The sequence below is a fragment of the Paracoccus aeridis genome (assembly GCF_004923205.2).
GTDB classification, from domain to species: Bacteria; Pseudomonadota; Alphaproteobacteria; order Rhodobacterales; family Rhodobacteraceae; genus Paracoccus; species Paracoccus aeridis.
The window spans coordinates 99,735-119,234 of record NZ_SELD02000066.1 but is presented as its reverse complement, the minus strand read 5'-3'; the positions used below and the strand labels follow the sequence as shown (position 1 = coordinate 119,234).

Below are 19,500 nucleotides of genomic sequence, written 5' to 3'. Positions count from 1 at the left end.
ATCTGATGAGAGGCCGGACCTACCCGTAGCTGCGTCGATCCTCGATCACCTTGCCGTCGTTGGGCAAGGAACCGGGCGCCACGATTTCGACCCGACCCTTGAGCTTAAGTGCTTCTAGCACCGTATTTTCGTATAATGCAGCGTCGGCGTTGGTGGTTTCCAATTGCACCGTCATCACGTCCATTTCACCCGAGCGGTCCGCGATCACACGCGCCCGTGCGACGTCCGGGAGCCGAGATACCAGCGCCGCCACCTGTTCGGGCCGCACGAACATGCCCTTGATCTTGGCAGTCTGGTCGGCCCGTCCCATCCAGCCCTTGATCCGGGTGTTGGTGCGCCCGCAAGGGCTGGTGCCCGGCAGCACTGCCGACAGGTCGCCGGTGGCGAAGCGGATCAGCGGGTAGTCGGGGTTCAGCGTGGTCACGAGGACTTCACCGACCTCGCCTTCCGGGACCGGGTCGCCGGTGCCGGGGCGGACGATCTCGACGATCACGCCCTCGTCCACGATCATCCCGTCCATCGCCTCTGATTCGTAGGCGATGTTGCCGAGGTCGGCGGTGGCGTAGCATTGCAGCGTCGCGATGCCGCGGTCGGCGTAAAGCTGGCGCAGCGACGGGAACAGGGCGCCCCCGCCCACGACGGCGCGGGTGAACCCCAGTTCGACCCCCATCTCGTCGGCCTTGTCGAGGATGATCTTGAGGTAGTCGGGCGTGCCCGCATAGGCGGTGGTGCCGATGTCGGCCGCGGCGCGGACCTGCAGTTCGGTCTGCCCGGTGCCCGCCGGCAGGACCGCCGCGCCGACGGCGCGCGCCGCGCTTTCGAACATCATCCCGGCCGGGGTCAGGTGATAGCCGAAGCAGTTCTGGACGATGTCGCCGTGCCCCACGCCCGCGGCGTGCAGGAACCGGCCCAGCCGCCACCAGTCGCCGTCCACCCGGCCGGGTTCATAAATCGGCCCGGGGGACTGGAAGATGTGGTCGAACTCGGTCGGGCGGCGCGTGGTGTAGCCGCCGAACGGCCGCCGCTTGCCCTGCGCCTCGGACAGCTCGGACTTCCGCAGGACCGGCAGGCGGGCCAGGTCGGCGAAGGTCGCCACGTCCTGCGGCTCCACCTCGCGGAGCGCGCGGGCGAAGCCGGGGGTGAGCTTGGCGTTCGCGATCGCGCGGCCCAGCATCGCGGGCAGGTCGGCCGCGCGTTCGTCGGCGCTGCGGGTTTCGAGGTCGTCGTAATGGGTCATGCCCCGATCCTTCGTCTGGCGGCCGTCATCCGGGCCGTTGATCCGGCCACCGTCACGCCAGCCACCGCTTGCGGCGGCGGTAGCTGCGCACGTCGCGGAACGACTTGCGGCCTTCTTCCGACATGCCGAGGTAGAATTCCTTCACGTCGGGGTTCTCGCGCAGGGCGGCCGCCTCGCCGTCCATCACCACGCGCCCGTTTTCCAGGATGTAGCCGTAATGCGCGTAGCGCAGCGCCACGTTGGTGTTCTGTTCGGCCAGCAGGAAGGTCACGCCCTCGCCTTCGTTCACGGCCTTCACGATCTGGAAGATCTGCTCGACCAACTGCGGGGCCAGGCCCATCGACGGCTCGTCCAGCAGGATCGTTTCCGGCCGGCTCATCAGCGCGCGGCCCATCGCCGTCATCTGCTGTTCGCCGCCAGACGTGTAGCCGGACTGGCTTTTCCGGCGTTCCTTGAGGCGCGGGAAATAGGTGTAGACCATCTCGAGGTCGCGCCTGATCGCGGCCGCGCCGTCGCGGCGGGTATAGGCGCCGGTCAGCAGGTTCTCCTCGACGGTCAGGTGCTCGAAGCAGTGGCGACCCTCCATCACCTGGATGACGCCGCGCTTGACCAGCTCGGACGGGTTCAGCGTGGTGATGTTCTGGCCGCGATAGGTGATTGCGCCCTTCGTCACCTCGCCCCGTTCCGACGCGAGAAGGTTCGAGATCGCCTTGAGCGTGGTCGTCTTGCCCGCCCCGTTGCCGCCCAGAAGCGCGGTGATGCCGCCCTTGGGAACCGACAGGCTCACGCCCTTCAGCACCAAGATGACGTGGTTGTAGATGACCTCGATGTTGTTGACCTCGAGCAGCGTCTCGCCGGTCCGGGTCGTCGTCGATGGTGCGGGGGCTGCGTCCAGCATCGGAGTCTCCTGTCAGGGGGTGCCCCGGCGGCGAAACCGCCGGGGCGGGGTCGGGTCAGTTGCAGCGCGGCGTGATGCCCGCTTCCTTGACGTAAGCCTCGCTGTCCTCGGCGATCAGCGGGTCCAGCACCTCGGCGTCGGGCGCGATCCAGTCCGAGATCAGCGTCCACTTCTTGGCGGTCGCATCCCACTGCTGGATGCGGGCATGACCGTCGCCGCCGTGGTTCGCGCAGCTCAGCTTGATCGGCTGGCCGAAGTCCGGCAGGCCCAGCTCGGCCATCCGGGCCTCGGTGATGTCCAGCGCCTCGAACCCGGCGCGGACCTGTTCGGCGTTGACCTCGGGGGTGCCGGCCAGTTCCTGCGCCTTGCGGATCGCCTCGGCGATGACGACGGCGGCGTAAAGCCCGCGCGAATACACGGCCGAGCCGACATACTGCCCGTCCTGCGACGCCTTGCCGGTGTCGATGACGTGCTTCTTCAGGTCGTCATAGACCGGATAGTCCATGCCGACGCCGTTGAAGGTCAGCGACTTGTAGCCGTTCGCGCCCGCGCCCGCGGGCTCCACGTCAACCTCGCCGCCCGACCACCAGATGCCGATGAAGTTCTCCATCGGGAACCGGATGTTCGCGGCTTCCTGGATGGCGGCGGCGTTCATCACGCCCCAGCCCCACATCAGGACATAGTCCGGCTTGTCGCGGCGGATCTGCAGCCACTGCGACTTCTGTTCCTGGCCGGGCGCGTCCACTGGCAGTTCGGTCAGGGTGAAGCCGTGCTTCTTGGACAGTTCCTGCAGGGTGCGGATCGGCTCCTTGCCGTAGGCCGAGTTGTGATAGACCAGCGCGATCTTCTTGCCCTCGAGGCTGCCGCCGTTCTGGTCCAGCAGGTACTTGATCGCGACCGAGGCGCCGTCCCAGTAGTTGGCGGGCGCGTTGAACACCCATTCGAACGCGGCCCCGTTCTTGGACGAGGTGCGGCCGAGGCCGGGCGTGTACAGCGTCACCTTGTCGGCCGAGACCTTGGGGATCAGCTGGTAGGTGATGCCGGTGGACAGGGGCGCCACGACCAGCTGGTTCTGGCCTTTCAGCGATTCATAGCACTCGACGCCCTTTTCGGTGTTGTAGGCGGTCTCGCATTCCGGCGTCAGCACCTTCTGCCCGCCGATTCCGCCGTCCCGTTCGTTCAGCAGGGTGAAGTAGTCGTTGAACCCGTCGGCATATTGCGTCCCGTTGGCCGCATAGGGACCGGTCCGGTAGCTGTAGTTCGGCACGACCAGATCGGCCATCGCCGGGGCGGCGGCCATGACCGCGGCGGCGACCAGCGAAGCAAAGCGAAGTGTCATCAGTTTCCTCCCAGAGGGTGATTTGTCGCGCCGGGCGGACCCCGGTCTCGTTGGTTGAGATTCAGTGCGGGAACGGCCACAGCCGCAGCTTTTCCTTGGTCAGGCGCCACAGCTGGGCAAGCCCGTGCGGCTCGACGATCAGGAAGAAGACGATCAGCGCGCCCACGATCATCAGCTCGATGTGGGCGGCGAGGTCGGTGGGCCAGCCGAAACCGCCGACCAGCACGTTCTTGAGAAACACCGGCAGCAGCACCAGGAACGCGGCGCCCGCGAAGCTGCCGAAGATCGACCCCAGCCCGCCGATGATGACCATGAACAGCACCAGGAACGACTTGTTGATCCCGAAGCTTTCCCCGACCTCTGCCGCGCCCAGGTAGACGGCGAAGAACAGCGATCCGGCGATGCCGACGAAGAACGAGCTGACCGCGAAGGCGCTGATCTTGGCCTGCAGCGGGTTCACCCCGATGATCTCGGCCGCGATGTCCATGTCGCGGATCGCCATCCACTTGCGGCCGACGGTGCCGCGGGTGAGGTTGCGGGCAAGCCACGCCAGCGACACCGCGAAGGTCAGGCAGACGATGTACTTGACCCAGGCGGGCGTCGCCGGGCCGGTGACGATCTGGCCCAGCACCGTGCGTTCGGGCATCGTGATCTGGCCCGACGCCGAGTAGTTGTAGAACCACGGCACCTTGTTGAAGAGCCAGATCAGGAAGAACTGCGCGGCCAGCGTGGCGACGGCGAGGTAGAAGCCCTTGATCCGGAGGCTCGGCAGCCCGAACAGCATCCCCACCAGCGCCGTGATCAGGCCCGAGACGATGACGTGGACCAGGATCGACACGTCCGGGAAGGCCGTCGTCAGCTTGTAGGTGGCATAGGCGCCGACCGCCATGAACCCGCCCGTGCCCAGCGACACCTGCCCGCCGTAGCCCACGAGGATGTTCAGCCCCAGCGCCGCGATCGCGTAGATCAGGAAGGGCACCAGCACCGACGTCGCCCAGTAGTCGGAAACGACGAACGGGATCACGAGGAACGCCACCGCGAGCAGCGCGTAGTAGCCCAGCCGGTCCAGCCGCAGCGGAAAGGTCTGGCTGTCGGCCTGGTAGGTGGTCTTGAAGTCGCCTGCCTCGCGATAGATCATCGCCGGTCCTTTCGTTCGGCCGGGTCGCCGGGGGCGGTCTGCGCCCGGGCCCCCGAGGATGTGTTCGTGTTGGAAAAGCCCATCAGACCCGCTCGATGATGCGTTCGCCGAACAGGCCCTGCGGCCGGAAGACGAGGAAGCCGAGCGCGAGGACGTAGGCGAACCAGGTTTCCGTCGCCCCGCCGATCATGGGCCCGACGAAGTATTCGAACAGCTTCTCGCCCACGCCGATGATGAGCCCGCCGACGATCGCGCCGGGGATCGAGGTGAAGCCGCCCAGCATCAGCACCGGCAGCGCCTTCAGCGCGATCAGCGACAGGCTGAACTGCACCCCGGACTTGGTGCCCCACATGATCCCCGCGACCAGGGCGACGAAGCCCGCGATCGACCAGACCATGATCCAGATGAACCTGAGCGAGATCCCGACCGACAGCGCCGCCTGGTGGTCGTCGGCCACCGCGCGCATGGCGCGCCCCTGCTTGGTGTACTGGCTGAAGGCCACCAGCGCGGCCACCAGCGCGGTGGCGATGACCGCGGCCCAGATGTCGAGCCGGTCGATGAAGAAGCCGTAGCCGGTCAGCCGCGCCGTCAGCGCCTCGGCCGCGTCGGAAATGCCCTGCGGCAGGCCGACGTCCAGCGTCTTGACGTCGGCGCCCCACATGACGTCGCCCAGCCCCTCCAGGAAGTAGGCGAGGCCGATCGTCGCCATGAACAGGATGATCGGCTCTTGCCCCACGAGGTGCTGAAGCACGAGCTTCTGGATCGCGATCGCCAGCAGCACCATCACCACTGCGGTCAGCGCGATGGCGAGGACCGCGGGCACGTTCCAGCCGAAATGGCTGACATGCGTGCCCGTGAGCGCGTTGATGAGATGCGCGAAGGGAACCTGCCCCTGCTGGATCCCCACCAGCGTCATGGCCGCGAACAGCGCCATGACCCCCTGCGCGTAGTTGAAGACGCCCGAGGCCTTGTAGATCAGCACGAAGCCCAGCGCGACGAGCGCGTACATGACCCCGGTCATCAGCCCGTTCACCACGATCTCGGAGGCGTAGAGAAGCTGTTCCATCCGGTTATTCTCCGTCGCAAGTGACCGGGCGCGCGGCCTGCTGCTGGAAACAGCAGGCGGGGAAGCCCCTGGGGTTCATCTCGACCGCCCACGGCCCGGCAGCCGGTTCGGGATCGCCTGCGGCGCGCCGCGCCGCGGAACGGAGGTCAGTCATGCGCGACCCCCAGATAGGCGTCGATCACGGCCTGGTTGTTGCGGACCTCGGACGGCGTGCCGTCGCCGATCTTGCGGCCGTAATCCATCACCACGACCCGGTCCGACAGGTCCATGACCACGCCCATGTCGTGCTCGATCAGCGCGATGGTGGTCCCGAACTCGTCGTTCACGTCGAGGATGAAGCGGCTCATGTCCTCCTTCTCCTCGACGTTCATGCCGGCCATCGGCTCGTCCAGCAGCAGAAGCGACGGTTCCGCCGCCAGCGCGCGGGCGAGTTCCACCCGCTTCTTCAGCCCGTAGGGCAGGCGGCCCACGGGCGTCTTGCGAAGGTTCTGGATCTCCAGGAAGTCGATGATCCGTTCCACCTTCTCGCGGTGTTCGATCTCCTCGCGCTGCGCGGGTCCCCACCACAGCGCCTGGCTCACGAGGCCGCTCTTCATCATCGTCAGGCGGCCGGTCATGATGTTGTCGAGCACGGTCATCCCGTCGAACAGCGCGATGTTCTGGAACGTCCGCGCGATCCCCAGGCGCGCCACCTGGTAGGGCCGCAGGGCCGGGCGGCGCTTGCCGCGGAACCAGACCTCGCCTTCCTGCGGGACGTAGAAGCCCGAGATCACGTTCAGCATCGACGACTTGCCGGCGCCGTTCGGGCCGATGATGGCGCGGATCTCGCCCTCGCGGATGTCGAAGCTGATGTCCTTGATCGCGGTCACGCCGCCGAAGCGGAGCGTGATGTTGCGGAGGTCCATCATCACGCCGCCGATCCTGCGGCCGTCGGCGGTGGTGTAGGGCTCGAAGTCTGCGGTGGTCATGTGCTCGTTCATGTGCAGGCCTCGTGCCGCGTCGGGGGATCGTTGCTGTCGGCCGCCAGCAGACACCGGAGTCCGGGCAGGACCGGAAGCCGGATTACCGCGCCGAAGGCGGTTTCCACGCCGGTCGCAGCAGCCGGCCCGGTGGCGCGCAACCCGCCGGAACAAGCGGCCCGCGTCATTCGGCGGCGACCTTGTGTGCTGCGGCCTGCTGGGCGGCGTCGCGGGGGGACGGCAGCACCCGTGCATCCTCGATCCGCACGGTCGCGCGCAGCTTGCCCTTGCGGCCGTCCTCGTAGGTGACCTCGGTTTCCGTCCGCACGCTGTCGCGGCCGTCGTAGAGCGCGTCGATCAGGTCGGCATAGCGTTCCGAGATGACGCCGCGCTTGATCTTGCGGGTGCGGGTCATCTCGCCGTCGTCGGCGTCGAGTTCCTTGTGAAGGACGAGGAACCGGGCGATCTGGCAGCCCGACAGTATCGGGTCCTGCGCGACCGAGGCGTTCACCTCTTCCACGTGCTGCCCGATGGTCTCGTAGACCTGCGGGTGGCCGGCGAGTTCCTGGTACGAGGCGTAGGCGATGTTGTTGCGCTCCGCCCAGTTGCCGACCGCGGTCAGGTCGATGTTGATGAGCGCGGTGCAGAAGGGGCGGCCGTTCCCGACCACCACCGCTTCCAGGATGTTGGGATAGAACTTCAGCTTGTTCTCGACATACTTGGGCGCAAACATCGAACCGTCGGCCATCTTGCCCACGTCCTTGGCGCGGTCGATGATCCGCAGGTGTCCGGTCGCTTCCTCGAAGAAGCCTGCGTCGCCGGTGGCGACCCAGCCTTCGGGATCCTTGGTCGACGCGGTGCTGTCGGCGTTCTTGTAGTATTCGACGAAGGTGCCAGGGCTACGGTAGAACACCTCGCCCGTGTCCGAGATGCGGACCTCGACGCCCGGCGAGGGCACGCCTACCGTGTCGGACCGGACCTGCCCGTCGGGCTGCTGGGTGATGAACACCGTCGCTTCCGTCTGGCCGTAGAGCTGCTTCAGGTTGATCCCGAGGCTGCGGTAGAAGTCGAAGATCTCGGGCCCGATCGCCTCGCCGGCGGTATAGCCGACCCGGATGCGGGAAAAGCCCAGCGTGTTCTTCAGAGGGCCGATCACGAACAGGCGGCTCGCGGCGTAGCCCAGCCGGTCCAGCGGCCCGACCGACCGGCCGTCCAGCAGCGCGGGGCCGACCCGGCGGGCAAGCGCCATCGAGCGGTCGAACAGCCACTTCTTGACCCGGCCCGCGTCCTCCATGCGGATCATGACGCTGGTCAGCTGCCCCTCGAACACGCGCGGCGGGGCGAAGAAGTAGGTCGGGCCGATCTCGCGCAGGTCGGTCATCATCGTGTGCGCGCCCTCGGGGCAGTTCACGCAGAACCCGCACCACGACGCCTGCCCGACCGAGAAGATGAAGTCGCCGACCCACGCCATCGGCAGATACGCCAGCACGTCGTCGGTGGCCTGCAGCCGGTCGAAGGCCGAGGAATTGCGCGCCGTCTCGATGACGTTCGCGTTCGACAGGACGACACCCTTGGGCTTGCCCGTGGTCCCCGAGGTATACAGCATCACGCAGGTGCTGTCGTAGTCCAGTTCCGCGATGCGGGCGTCAAGCTCGGCCTCGAGCCGGGAACGGGCGGCGCGGCCCTGCGCCTGCACGTCGGCCAGCGAGGTCATGCGGGAATGGTCGTATTTGCGCATCCCGCGCTTGTCGGTGTAGATGATGCGGTCGACCGTGTGCTGGCTTTCCTCGGCCTCGATCACCTTGTCGACCTGTTCCTGGTCGCCGCAGATGACGAAGCGCGCGCCGGAATGGCCGAGGACATACGCCATCTCGGACGCGACCGCGTCCTGGTAGAGCGGCACGGGCACCGCGCCGCACATCTGCACGGCGACCATCGACCAGTAATGCGCGGGGCGGTTGCGGCCGATGATGGCGACGTGGTCGCCCCGGTTCAGCCTGAGGTCCAGAAGACCCAGCGCCAGCGCGCGGATCTCGTCCAGCGACTGGGACCAGGTCCAGCTTTGCCAGATCCCGAATTCCTTTTCGCGAAAGGCGGGCCGGTCACGATGAGCCGCGGCATTCCGGGCGACCAGCGCCGGAATGGACCGCAGGCCCGCGTCGGGCTGCGTCGTCGTCATCTTTCCTCCCTCTCCGGCGCGTCGCCGCGCGCCGGGAACCGCAGGGTCCCTCTTCCCCTTGGCTCGGCTGAACCATTGCGCCCGAACCTTGCGGTAGTTTTGCGCGAATCCTACAAATTGTTACGGGCGGCGGAAGCAGGATGGAATGGCGCAGGACGACAGCCACGCTGAGCTGACCCGGTCGGGGCTGAACCTGATCGCGCAGGCGATCTCGATCTTCAACGCCGACCTGCGGCTTGCGGTGGCCAACACGCGCTACCAGCAGATGTTCGATCTGCCCGAGCGGCTGATCCGGCCCGGCGCGAGCTTCGAGGAGACGATCGCCTATCTCGTCGCGCGCGGCGAATACGGGCCGCAGGCCGATCCCGAGGCGGCGGTCCGCCAGCGCGTCGAGCAGGCGCGGCAGTTCGAGCCGCACTATATCGAGCGCCAGCGGCCGAACGGCCGCACCTTCTCGGTCGAGGGTGCGCCGCTCGCGCAGGGCGGCTGGGTCGCGGTCTATACCGACATCACCGACATCAAGCGGACCGAATCGCTCATGCGGGCCCGCTCCGAGGAGCTGTCGGAACAGCTGCTATCCTATGCCGAGAACCTGTCCGCCGCGAACCGGGCGCTGGCCGCGTCGAACGCGGCGCTTCAGGAAGCGCAGCGCATCCTGACCCAGGCCGAGGCGCGCACCCGCCACGTGACCGAGATGGTGCCCGCGCACATCGCCCATGTCGATCGCGCCTATCGCTACACGTTTTCTAACAAGCAGATCGGCGCGGTGTTCCCGGGGGCCGATGCCGCCGGGATCGAGGGCATGACGGCGGCCGAGGTCCTGGGAGAGGAGACCTTCGCCCGCATCCGCCCGCATCTGGACCGGGCGCTGGACGGCCAGCCGCAGACCTTCGAGCTGACGCACCCGCCGTCCGGGCGGCGGATCCGGGTCGCCTTCGCGCCGGACGCGGCGGGGGCGGGGGTCTATGTCCTGTCGGCCGACGTCTCGGCGGAGGTCGAGGCGCGCGAGGCGCTGACCCACGCCGCGCGCCGGGCGCTCGCGGCGCAGATGACCTCGGGCCTCGCGCATGATTTCGGCAACCTCATGACGATCATCCTCGGGCTGCAGGGGCGGCTGGAAAAATCGGGCCTGCCGCCGCCCGCGGCCGCGGACGTGAAGGCGACCCGCGCCGCCGCCGAACGCGGCGCGGCGCTTCTGAACCGGATCGCGACGATCACCGGCCCGCCGTCCCTCATGCCGCAGGCGGTGGACGTGCCTGCGCTGCTGGACGTGCTGGTCGCGATGGCGCGGCCCTCGCTTGGCCCGGGGGTGGATCTGACGATGACCTGCGACCTCGCGCAGGGTCCGCTGCTGCTCGACCCCGGCTCGCTGCAGGATTCGCTGCTGAACCTGCTTCTGAACGCGCGCGACGCGATGGGCGGGCAGGGGCGGATCGACCTTGCCGCGCGGGCGGTCAGCCACTGGCTGCAACTGACCGTCACCGACACCGGCCCCGGCTTTTCCGCCGCCGCGCTGAAGCGCGCGACCGAGCCGTTCTACACGACCAAGGGCGGGCAGGGGGCGGGCCTCGGCCTGTCGATGGTCTATGACCAGACCAAGCTCGCGGGCGGGACGCTGCGGCTCGACAACGCGCCCCATGGCGGGGCGCGGGTGCAGATCCGCCTGCCGCTGCGCCGCGTCACGCCGCGGATGACGCTGCTCGTCGACGACGACGACCATGTCCGCGAAAGCGTGCGCGAGATGCTGACCGCGCTCGGCCACAGCGTGATCGAGGCGGGATCGCTGGCCGAGGCGCGCGGCCTCGTCGACCTGCCCGGCCTGTCGCTGATCCTGTCGGACCTGCAGCTTGGGGACGGGCACGGGGCGGCGCTGGCGGGTGCCGGCCTGCCGCTGGTCCTGATGACGGCCCTGCCGCCCGGCCACGCCGGACGGGCGGGGCTGGACGGGCCGGTGCTGACCAAGCCATTCCTGGCGGCCGAGCTTGCGGCCCAGATCGAAAGACTGCCCTTTGACGACTGACGCCCCCCTCATCGCCATCCTCGACGACGAGCCGGAAATCCGGCGCCTGCTCGCCTCGGCGCTGGAGGACGCGGGGTTTCGCACCGCCTCGTTCGCCCGCGCGACCGAGTTCGAGGCGGGGCTGCGCCGGATGACGCCCGACGCCTGCCTGATCGACCTCGGCCTGCCCGATCGCGACGGGCTGGCGCTGGTCCACCGGCTGGCCACGCAGTCGGGGACCACGGTCATCATCATCTCGGGGCGGGCGCAGGTGCAGGACCGCGTCACCGGGCTGGAGCTCGGGGCCGACGACTACGTGATCAAGCCGTTCGATCCGGCCGAGGTCGTGGCCCGCATCCGCGCCCGCCTGCGCAAACCCGCGCGCGAAGCGGCGCGCGGCAGCCAGTCGGCCCGCTTCGCCGGCTGGACCGCCGATTTCGACCGCTACGCCCTGACCGCGCCGGACGGGACCGACACCCCCATGAGCCACGCGGAATCGGAACTGCTGCGGATCTTCCTCGACAGCCCGCGCCGGCTCATCACACGCGCGCAGATGCTGGAACAGGTCGGCGGCACGGCGGGCGACAGCTTCGACCGCGCGATGGACGTGCGCGTGTCCCGGCTTCGCACCAAGCTGGGCGAGGACCCGAAGAACCCGCGGCTCATCAAGACGATCTACGGCGCGGGCTACATCTTCCTGTCGGAAGTCGCGTGGGAGTGACCCCCACGCGCCGATTGCGCCGGCAGCGGACGCAGGCAATGATCGCCGCCGCAGCCAAGGAGAGAGGAGGCCAGCCATGCCGTCCGGTCGGATGATGTACCAGCCCATGTCGATCGCGCAGCTGATCGACCACGCCGCGCGCTATCACGGCGACACCGAGATCGTGTCCGCGCTGACCGAAGGCGGGTTCGAGCGGCTGGACTGGGCGACGGTGGGCGCGAACGCCAGGCGTATCGCCTCGGCTCTGGTCAGGCGCGGCATGACCACGGGCGACCGGATCGCCACGCTTGCCTGGAACAACCGCCGCCACCTGGAACTGTATTTCGGCGTCCCGGGCGCGGGCATGGTCTGCCACACGATCAACCCCCGCCTGTCGCCGGACCAGATGGCCTTCATCGTCGCCGACGCGGGCGACCGGATGCTGTTTCTCGAGCGGACCTTCCTGCCCCTGGTCGCGGCGCTGCGCGACCGCCTGCCGTCGGTCGAGGCATTCGTCCTGATGGGCCCGCGCGACGACGAGGCGGCAGGGATGATCCCCGGCCTTCTGTTCCACGACGACCTTCTGGCCGAGGGCGATCCCGACTTCGCCTGGCCCGAGGTGGACGAGACCTCGCCCAGCGCGCTTTGCTACACCTCGGGGACGACCGGCAATCCCAAGGGCGTGCTCTATACCCACCGCTCGACCTTGCTGCACGCGCTCAGCGCCAACCAGCCCGACGGGATGGGCGTGGGCGCCGCCGACACCGTCATGCCGGTCGTGCCCATGTTCCACGTCAACGCCTGGGGGGTGCCGTACATCGCCGCGATGACCGGCACCCGGCTGGTGCTGCCGGGGCCGCGGTTGGATGGCGACAGCCTCGCCCGGCTGATCCAGGACGAGCGCGTGACGTTCGCCGCGGGCGTGCCGACCATCTGGCTGGGCCTGCTGAACGCGCTGGAAGCGAGCGGCGTCGGCCACACCACGCTGAGGCGCACCGTCGTCGGCGGATCGGCCCTGCCGCCGTCGATGAAGCGCGCGTTCCGCGAACGCCACGGGGCCGACCTGATCCACGCCTGGGGCATGACCGAGACGAGTCCGCTCGGCACCATGAACGCGCCGCTCGCCAAGCATCTCTCGCTGCCTGCCGAGGACCGGGACCGGATCGGCAACGGGCAGGGGCGGCCGCTCTACGGGGTGGAGCTGAGGGTCGTGGACGCGGACGGGAACGTCCTGCCGAACGACGGCGAGACGCAGGGGCAGCTGCAGATCCGCGGGCACTGGATCGTGCAGGAGTATTTCGGGCAGGATCGGTCCGCGCTGACCGACGACGGCTGGTTCGACACCGGCGACATCGCGACGCTGGACGAGAACGGCTACACGATCATCCGCGACCGCTCGAAGGACATCATCAAGTCGGGCGGCGAGTGGATCTCCACCGTGGACCTGGAAAACATCGCCGTCGCCCACCCCAAGGTCGCGAACGCCGCCGCCATCGCCGCGCGGCACCCGAGATGGGACGAACGCCCCGTCATCTGCGCCATCCCGCGCCCCGGATCGGACCTGACGGAGGCCGAACTGCTGGCCTTCTACGACGGCAAGCTGCCCCGCTGGCAGGTGCCGGACAGGGTGGTCTTCGTCGAGAGCCTGCCGATCGGCGCGACCGGAAAGGTGGTCAAGGCGACGCTGCGCGAACAGTACGGCGACATCCTGTGGAACGACGCAGCAGCCGAGGATCGGACGGCGGGCGGCTGACCCCGGGCCGGTCCCTGCCGGACCCCGGCGCGATTCCGTCCCGATCCCGCCTGAAGCCTGACTGGAACGACAAGGGGGCGCCGCGCGGCGCCCCCTTCCTCATCCTGCGCCGGCGGTCACTCCGCCTCGGCGTCCCAGCCCGAGATCTGCTTGGAGTCCATGAACTCCTCGATCCCCCAGACGCCGCCCTCGCGGGCGCGGCCGGATGCCTTGACCCCCCCGAAAGCCGATCCGCGGCCGCGCCCGACGCCGTTTGTTTCCACCATGCCCGACTTCAGCGCCCGGGCGAGCCGGTTGCGGCGCTTGCCGTCCTGGGTCTGGACGTAGTTGGTCAGGCCGTAGATCGTGTCGTTCGCGATGGCGAGCGCCTCCTCCTCGGTGTCGAAGGGCATGATCGACAGGACGGGGCCGAAGATTTCCTGCCGCGCGATCGTCATGTCGGGCGTGACGTCCGCGAAGACCGTGGGGCGCACGAAGTAGCCGCGGTTCACCCCCTCGGGCAGGCCGGGGCCGCCGGCGACGAGGCGCGCGCCTTCATCGATGCCGGTCTGGATCAGGCCCTGGATCTTGTCCCACTGCTGCTTGCTGACGACCGGGCCGATATGCGCCCCCTCGTCATGCGCGCTGGCGACGGCGGTCTTTTCGGCGACCTCGCGCGCGGTCTCGATCGCGGCCTCGTAGACCGAGCGTTCGACCAGCATCCGGGTCGGCGCGTTGCAGGACTGGCCCGAGTTGTAGAAGCAGTGCCGCGCGCCGCGCTTCACGGCCTTGTCGTCGGCGTCGGCAAAGATGATGTTCGCGCCCTTGCCACCCAGTTCCAGCGCGACCTTCTTGACGGTGTCGGCGGCTGCCTTGGTGATCGCGATCCCGGCGCGGGTCGAGCCGGTGAAGCTGATCATGTCCACGTCCGGGTGCGTCGACAGCTGGGTGCCCACGCCCGCGCCGTCGCCGTTCACGAGGTTGAAGACCCCCTTCGGCAGCCCGGCCTCGTGGATCACCTCGGCGAACACCATCGACGAGATCGGCGCGATCTCGGACGGCTTCAGGACGACCGTGTTCCCGGCCAGCAGCGCCGGGATCACCTTGAGCGTCACCTGGTTCATCGGCCAGTTCCACGGCGTGATGAGACCGACGACCCCGATCGGCTCCCACGCGACCATGCTGGTGGGGGCGTGGTCCCCCAGGGGGCGGATGAACTCGAACTTGCGGAACTCGTCCAGGAACGTCTCGATGTGGAACGACCCCGACCCGGCCTGATCCTCGCGCGCCATGGAAGTGGGCGCGCCCATCTCGGACGTGATCGCGTCGCCGATGTCGTTGCTGCGGGCCTTGTAGATTTCCAGGATGCGCTCGACATGCGCCAGCCGTTCGGCGGGCGGCGTCGCGGACCAGGCGGGGAACGCGGCCTTGGCGGCGGCGACGGCGCGGTCGGTGTCGGCCTGCGCGCCCAGCGAGATGACGGCGAACGGCTCTTCGTTCGAGGGGTCGATCACTTCCAGGTCGCTTGCCTGCGCGGGCTCGACCCAGGCGCCGTCGATGTAGAATTTCCGGTAGTCGGCCAGTTCGGGCATGGCGGCTCTCCTCATCAGGTTGGGACAGAGCGTGTCACCGGCCCGGCGCGAGATCAAGGCGCGGGCGGCAGGCGTTCTGGCGCGGGGCGCTGGCAGAACAACCGCGCCCGCCCGGCCTTCCAATCGGCAAACCCGTGGTTATGTTCTAACGGCCCAACTCAGAGGAGGCGCCCATGAGCGTCCGCATCAACGACACGGCCCCGGACTTCACCGCCGACACGACCGAAGGCCCGATCAGCTTCCACGACTGGATCGGCGACAGCTACGCCATCCTGTTCAGCCATCCGCGCGACTTCACCCCGGTCTGCACGACCGAGTTCAGCGCGGTCGCCCGCCTTGTCCCCGAGTTCGAGAAGCGGAACACCAAGGTGCTTGGCGTGTCCGTGGACAGCACCGACGACCACCGCAAGTGGAAGGCCGACATCGCCCAGCTGGCGGGCGTTCCGGCAAATTTCGCCATCGTGGACGACACCTCGCTGAAGGTCGCCAAGGCCTACGACATGTTCCCGGCCGACGCCTCGCTGCCCGATGAACGGACCCCGGCCCATTCGGCCACGGTGCGGACGGTGTTCATCATCGGCCCCGACAAGAAGGTGCGCCTGACGATTTCCTACCCGATGTCGGTCGGCCGCAACTTCGCCGAGATCCTGCGCGCGCTCGACGCGGTGCAGGCGACCGACGGCGTGCCGATCGCGACGCCCGCTGACTGGCAGCCGGGGCAGGACGTGATCGCGGCGCTGTCGCTGAGCGACGAACAGGCCGAGGCGAAGTTCGGCAAGGTCGACAAGAAGCTGCCCTACCTGCGCTTCGTGGCCCAGCCCGGACGGACCTGACCGGGACCCGGCCGGATCGGGCGAGACCGGATCAAGCAAGACCGGGGCGCGCGCCTGCGCCCCGGACCACCAGCCGGAGATGCGGATGACGACCCCTTCCCGGCCGCGCAGGGCGCTCGTCACCGGGCATCTTTCGACCGTCGGCGACGTCGAGGTGCTGCGGTACGTCGAAGCCCGCCTGCAGGCAATGGGCGTGCCGTTCGAGGTGTCACCCTATGACCCCGACCTGCTGGGGTTGGATCCCGGCTGGGTCGATGCGGCGACGCTGGACCCGGCCGACTTCACGCATCTGATCGTCGTCTGCGGGCCCTATGGCCCGAACTACCCGGTGAAATACCCCCACGTGCTGGGCCGGTTCCGGGACTGCGTGCAGGTCGGCGTGAACCTGACGATGGTGGCGCCGCTGGCCGGGTGCGACCCGTTCGACGCGCTTCTGGAACGCGACAGCGACCGGACGGCGCGGCCCGACCTCAGTTTCCTGCACGATGCCGGGCGGGTGCCCGTGGTGGGGCTGTGCCTCGTGCGCCGGCAGGGCGAATACGGGGACCGGCAGCTGCACGACCAGGTCGAACGGCGCTTGCGCGCGCTTGTGGCCCGCGTCGGTGTCGCGGTGATCGAGCTGGACACGACGCTGCCGCGGGCCAGGAACCGCGCGGGGATCGGCAGCGGGGCGGAGTTCGAGTCCATTCTCGCCCGGGTGGACGCGCTGGTGACGACGCGGCTGCACGGAACCGTGCTCGCGCTGAAGAACGGCGTGCCGGTGCTGGGGGTCGACGCAATCCAGGGCGGGACAAGGTCACCCGGCAGGCGGAGTTGCTTGGGTGGGACGAGATCCATGCGCTCGACAGCACCACCGACGAGGGGCTGGATGCAAGCCTCGCCCGCTGCCTTTAGCCGATGGCGAAGGACCGGGAGGCGGCGGCCGCCGAGCGAGCGCGGAACCCCTTTCCGGGCTACGACGACGCCTTCGCCGCGGCGATGGACGCGGAGGCGCGGCCCGACCGGCGGCCTGTCCCGCAGGACCGGCGCGGCAGGCTGAGCGCGCTCGCGGCGCGGTATCGGCACTGGACGCGGCGCAGGTTTCCCAAGCGGTCCTGACCGCCTTGCCATGAAATGAAAAAGGCCCCCGTTTCCGGGGGCCGTCGTTTTCGGGCCGGGGTCGCGCCCGGCGAAGGGGTAACCGATTATTCGGCGGTCTCTTCCTTCTTCTCGGCGATCTCCTCGCCGGTTTCCTGGTCGACCATCTTCATGCCGAGCCGGACCTTGCCGCGATCGTCGAAGCCCAGAAGCTTGACCTTCACTTCCTGGCCTTCCTTCAGGATCTCGTTCGGGTGCTGCAGACGCTTGTTGGCGATCTGCGACACGTGAACCAGACCGTCGCGCTTGCCGAAGAAGTTCACGAACGCGCCGAAGTCGACCAGCTTGACGACCTTGCCGGTGTAGACCTTGCCCTCTTCCGGCTCCGCCACGATCGAATAGATCATGTCGTAGGCCTTCTTGATCGCGTCGGCATTGGCCGAGGCGATCTTGATGGTGCCGTCGTCGTTGATGTCGACCTTCGCTCCGCTCGTTTCCACGATCTCGCGGATGACCTTGCCGCCCGAGCCGATCACTTCACGGATCTTGTCGGTCGGGATCGTCATCGTCTCGATCCGCGGCGCGTGGGCCGAGAACTCGCGGCGGCCTTCCTTCAGCGCCTTCGCCATCTCGCCCAGGATGTGCATCCGGCCTTCCTTGGCTTGCGCCAGGGCCTGCTCCATGATCGCGGGCGTGATGCCCTGGACCTTGATGTCCATCTGCAGCGAGGTGATGCCCGCCTCGGTCCCCGCGACCTTGAAGTCCATGTCGCCGAGGTGGTCCTCGTCGCCCAGGATGTCGGTCAGGACCGCCCAGTTGTCGGCGTCCTCGAGGATCAGGCCCATGGCCACGCCTGCGACCGGCGCCTTCAGCGGAACGCCCGCGTCCATCATTGACAGCGAGCCGCCGCAGACCGACGCCATCGACGACGAGCCGTTCGATTCGGTGATCTCGGACACGACGCGGATGGTGTAGGGGAAGTCGGTCGGCGCCGGCAGGACGGCCTGCAGCGCGCGCCAGGCGAGCTTGCCGTGGCCGATCTCGCGGCGGCCGGGCGAGCCCACGCGGCCGACTTCACCGACCGAGTAGGGCGGGAAGTTGTAGTGCAGCATGAAGTTCGACCGGAAGTTGCCGTGCAGCGCGTCGATGATCTGCTCGTCGTCGCCGGTGCCCAGCGTCACGATCGCCAGCGCCTGCGTCTCGCCGCGGGTGAACAGCGCCGAGCCGTGGGTGCGGGGCAGGAAGCCGACCTCGGAGTCGATCGGGCGGACGGTGCGGTTGTCGCGGCCGTCGATCCGGGCGCCGCCGCGGATGATGTCGCCGCGCAGGATGCCCGATTCCAGCTTCTTGAGCGCCGAGCCGAGGTTCGGGTCGGCCAGCTCTTCCTCGGACAGGTTGGCGACGATCTTCTCGCGCACCGCTTGGATGCTGTCGCGGCGCTCTGCCTTGTCGATGATGCCGTAGGCGGCGCGCATCCCGTCCTCGCCCAGCGACTTCACCCGGGCCGAGAGGGCCGAGTAGTCGGGGGACTGGAACTCGAACGGCTCGTTCGCGGCGTCCTCGGCCAGCTCGACGATCAGGTCGATCACCGGCTGCATCTGCTCGTGGCCGAACTTGACCGCGCCCAGCATTTCTTCCTCGGTCAGCTCGTAGGCTTCCGATTCGACCATCATCACGGCGTCGCGGGTGCCCGCGACGACCAGGTCCAGCCGCTGCTCGGGGTTGGCGCGCAGGTTGTCCATGTCCTGAACTTCGGGGTTCAGCACGTATTCGCCGTTGGAGAAGCCAACGCGCGCGGCGGCGATCGGACCCATGAACGGCACGCCCGAGATGGTCAGCGCCGCCGACGCCGCGATCATCGCCACGATGTCGGGGTCGTTGACGAGGTCGTGCGACAGCACGGTGCACATCACGAGGACTTCGTTCTTGAAGCCCGGGGCGAACAGCGGGCGGATCGGCCGGTCGATGAGGCGCGAGGTCAGCGTCTCCTTCTCGGTCGGGCGGCCTTCACGCTTGAAGAACCCGCCGGGGATCTTGCCGGCGGCGTAGAATTTTTCCTGGTAGTGGACGGTCAGGGGGAAGAAGTCCTGACCCGGCTTGGGCGCGCGCGCGAACGTCACGTTGGCCATGACGCTGGTTTCGCCCAGCGTGGCGATCACCGATCCGTCCGCCTGGCGGGCAACCTTGCCCGTTTCCAGGGTAAGGGTCTCCGGACCCCACTGGATCGATTTCTTCACTTCATCAAACATCTGGTTTCCTCTGGGAACGCCCCGGCCCTCCGGTCTTCCCGTGTTGCACGGCGGCCCCATTGCCGCCCGCCCCTATCCTTCGCATGTGCCCCGGGGCCTGGGCGTCACGTCGCAGATTGACGCGCCTTACAGCAAAACGGGGCAAGGGGAAAGAAAAGAGAGTCGGGCCGACGGCGGCTGTCCGGCAGGCTTCGCGCGGCCTTGGGAGCACGCCGTGCGGCCGGCCGGTCTGGCGCCGGGACGGAGATCCGCGGGCAAGATCGCGCTGCGATCGGACGGTGACGTGAACCGGAGCGTGGATGCGACTGCCGAAGGCTGGACGGCCTGCGTTCGGCATCGACCGGAAGGTGCCCGCGACAAAGGCGAAGCTTGTGACGATGCCGTGGCGTGTCGAAGCGGCGGCGGTCGGCCGCCGCTTCGTTCTGGGGGCGCTGCGATTGTCGGACAGGCTGGTCGACCACGGGCGGCCTGGCGGTTGGCTGACGTAGATGCCCTTTCATCG

The 19,500-nt window shown here is 68.4% G+C and carries 14 protein-coding genes; 5 read left to right on the top strand and 9 right to left on the bottom strand.

What is annotated here, in order from left to right; genetic code table 11:
- Window positions 1–19 precede the first annotated feature (19 nt).
- The 7 genes from ELI80_RS15355 to ELI80_RS15325 form a co-directional block, all read right to left on the bottom strand.
- On the bottom strand, window positions 20–1,237 hold the full coding sequence (locus ELI80_RS15355; RefSeq protein WP_136653177.1) for a phenylacetate--CoA ligase family protein: 1,218 nt from the start codon (window positions 1,235–1,237) through the stop codon (window positions 20–22).
- Window positions 1,238–1,289: 52 nt separating this feature from the next.
- Window positions 1,290–2,135 (bottom strand): ABC transporter ATP-binding protein, encoded by an 846-nt coding sequence (locus ELI80_RS15350; RefSeq protein ID WP_136653176.1) that lies wholly within the window; start codon window positions 2,133–2,135, stop codon window positions 1,290–1,292.
- Between the two features lie 55 nt (window positions 2,136–2,190).
- Window positions 2,191–3,474, bottom strand: coding sequence for an ABC transporter substrate-binding protein (locus ELI80_RS15345; RefSeq protein WP_136653175.1), 1,284 nt, complete (start codon window positions 3,472–3,474; stop codon window positions 2,191–2,193).
- A gap of 61 nt (window positions 3,475–3,535) precedes the next feature.
- On the bottom strand, window positions 3,536–4,612 hold the full coding sequence (locus ELI80_RS15340) for a branched-chain amino acid ABC transporter permease (RefSeq protein WP_136653174.1): 1,077 nt from the start codon (window positions 4,610–4,612) through the stop codon (window positions 3,536–3,538).
- Between the two features lie 82 nt (window positions 4,613–4,694).
- Window positions 4,695–5,678: a branched-chain amino acid ABC transporter permease gene (locus ELI80_RS15335; RefSeq protein WP_136653173.1), complete on the bottom strand. Its 984-nt coding sequence runs from the start codon at window positions 5,676–5,678 to the stop codon at window positions 4,695–4,697.
- Window positions 5,679–5,824: 146 nt separating this feature from the next.
- Window positions 5,825–6,646 (bottom strand): ABC transporter ATP-binding protein, encoded by an 822-nt coding sequence (locus ELI80_RS15330; protein WP_201740671.1) that lies wholly within the window; start codon window positions 6,644–6,646, stop codon window positions 5,825–5,827.
- A 175-nt stretch (window positions 6,647–6,821) separates the two neighbouring features.
- Complete coding sequence (locus tag ELI80_RS15325; RefSeq protein WP_136653171.1) at window positions 6,822–8,816, bottom strand: AMP-binding protein; 1,995 nt, start codon at window positions 8,814–8,816, stop codon at window positions 6,822–6,824.
- 145 nt (window positions 8,817–8,961) lie between these two features.
- Between ELI80_RS15325 and ELI80_RS15320 the strand changes: the two genes are divergently transcribed.
- The 3 genes from ELI80_RS15320 to ELI80_RS15310 all read left to right on the top strand — a co-directional run bounded on the left by ELI80_RS15320 (window position 8,962) and on the right by ELI80_RS15310 (window position 13,268).
- Window positions 8,962–10,836 (top strand): PAS-domain containing protein, encoded by a 1,875-nt coding sequence (locus tag ELI80_RS15320; protein ID WP_136653170.1) that lies wholly within the window; start codon window positions 8,962–8,964, stop codon window positions 10,834–10,836.
- Window positions 10,826–11,536, top strand: a complete 711-nt coding sequence (locus ELI80_RS15315; protein ID WP_136653169.1) for a response regulator transcription factor — start codon at window positions 10,826–10,828, stop codon at window positions 11,534–11,536. Before ELI80_RS15320 ends, ELI80_RS15315 begins: the two co-directional genes overlap by 11 nt.
- Window positions 11,537–11,612: 76 nt before the next feature.
- Window positions 11,613–13,268 carry a long-chain fatty acid--CoA ligase gene (locus tag ELI80_RS15310; protein ID WP_136653168.1) on the top strand — a complete coding sequence of 552 codons (1,656 nt, stop codon included), beginning with the start codon at window positions 11,613–11,615 and terminating at the stop codon, window positions 13,266–13,268.
- A 116-nt stretch (window positions 13,269–13,384) separates the two neighbouring features.
- On the opposite strand, the gene ELI80_RS15305 is transcribed toward ELI80_RS15310, so the two are convergent.
- Window positions 13,385–14,830: an aldehyde dehydrogenase family protein gene (locus tag ELI80_RS15305; protein WP_201740675.1), complete on the bottom strand. Its 1,446-nt coding sequence runs from the start codon at window positions 14,828–14,830 to the stop codon at window positions 13,385–13,387.
- A gap of 182 nt (window positions 14,831–15,012) precedes the next feature.
- Here ELI80_RS15305 and ELI80_RS15300 point away from each other — a divergent pair, with 182 nt between their 5' ends.
- Both ELI80_RS15300 and ELI80_RS15295 read left to right on the top strand, forming a co-directional pair.
- Entirely contained in the window at window positions 15,013–15,672 is a 660-nt protein-coding gene (locus ELI80_RS15300; RefSeq protein ID WP_136653166.1) for a peroxiredoxin, read from the top strand.
- A gap of 85 nt (window positions 15,673–15,757) precedes the next feature.
- Window positions 15,758–16,711, top strand: coding sequence for a polysaccharide pyruvyl transferase family protein (locus tag ELI80_RS15295; RefSeq protein ID WP_161596491.1), 954 nt, complete (start codon window positions 15,758–15,760; stop codon window positions 16,709–16,711).
- A gap of 145 nt (window positions 16,712–16,856) precedes the next feature.
- On the opposite strand, the gene pnp is transcribed toward ELI80_RS15295, so the two are convergent.
- The gene (gene pnp / locus ELI80_RS15290; RefSeq protein ID WP_136653164.1) at window positions 16,857–18,998 is read right to left on the bottom strand and encodes a polyribonucleotide nucleotidyltransferase; all 2,142 of its coding nucleotides are present in this window, start codon (window positions 18,996–18,998) and stop codon (window positions 16,857–16,859) included.
- Between the last annotated feature and the right edge of the window lie 502 nt (window positions 18,999–19,500).

Excerpts from the sequence above, each read along its gene's own strand:
- ELI80_RS15355 (WP_136653177.1), bottom strand. The coding sequence starts at position 1,237 with ATGACCCATTACGACGACCTCGAAACCCGCAGCGCCGACGAACGCGCG.
- ELI80_RS15350 (WP_136653176.1), bottom strand. The coding sequence starts at position 2,135 with ATGCTGGACGCAGCCCCCGCACCATCGACGACGACCCGGACCGGCGAG.
- ELI80_RS15345 (WP_136653175.1), bottom strand. The coding sequence starts at position 3,474 with ATGACACTTCGCTTTGCTTCGCTGGTCGCCGCCGCGGTCATGGCCGCC.
- ELI80_RS15340 (WP_136653174.1), bottom strand. The coding sequence starts at position 4,612 with ATGATCTATCGCGAGGCAGGCGACTTCAAGACCACCTACCAGGCCGAC.
- ELI80_RS15335 (WP_136653173.1), bottom strand. The coding sequence starts at position 5,678 with ATGGAACAGCTTCTCTACGCCTCCGAGATCGTGGTGAACGGGCTGATG.
- ELI80_RS15330 (WP_201740671.1), bottom strand. The coding sequence starts at position 6,646 with ATGACCACCGCAGACTTCGAGCCCTACACCACCGCCGACGGCCGCAGG.
- ELI80_RS15325 (WP_136653171.1), bottom strand. The coding sequence starts at position 8,816 with ATGACGACGACGCAGCCCGACGCGGGCCTGCGGTCCATTCCGGCGCTG.
- ELI80_RS15320 (WP_136653170.1), top strand. The coding sequence starts at position 8,962 with ATGGCGCAGGACGACAGCCACGCTGAGCTGACCCGGTCGGGGCTGAAC.
- ELI80_RS15310 (WP_136653168.1), top strand. The coding sequence starts at position 11,613 with ATGCCGTCCGGTCGGATGATGTACCAGCCCATGTCGATCGCGCAGCTG.
- ELI80_RS15300 (WP_136653166.1), top strand. The coding sequence starts at position 15,013 with ATGAGCGTCCGCATCAACGACACGGCCCCGGACTTCACCGCCGACACG.
- ELI80_RS15295 (WP_161596491.1), top strand. The coding sequence starts at position 15,758 with ATGACGACCCCTTCCCGGCCGCGCAGGGCGCTCGTCACCGGGCATCTT.
- pnp (WP_136653164.1), bottom strand. The coding sequence starts at position 18,998 with ATGTTTGATGAAGTGAAGAAATCGATCCAGTGGGGTCCGGAGACCCTT.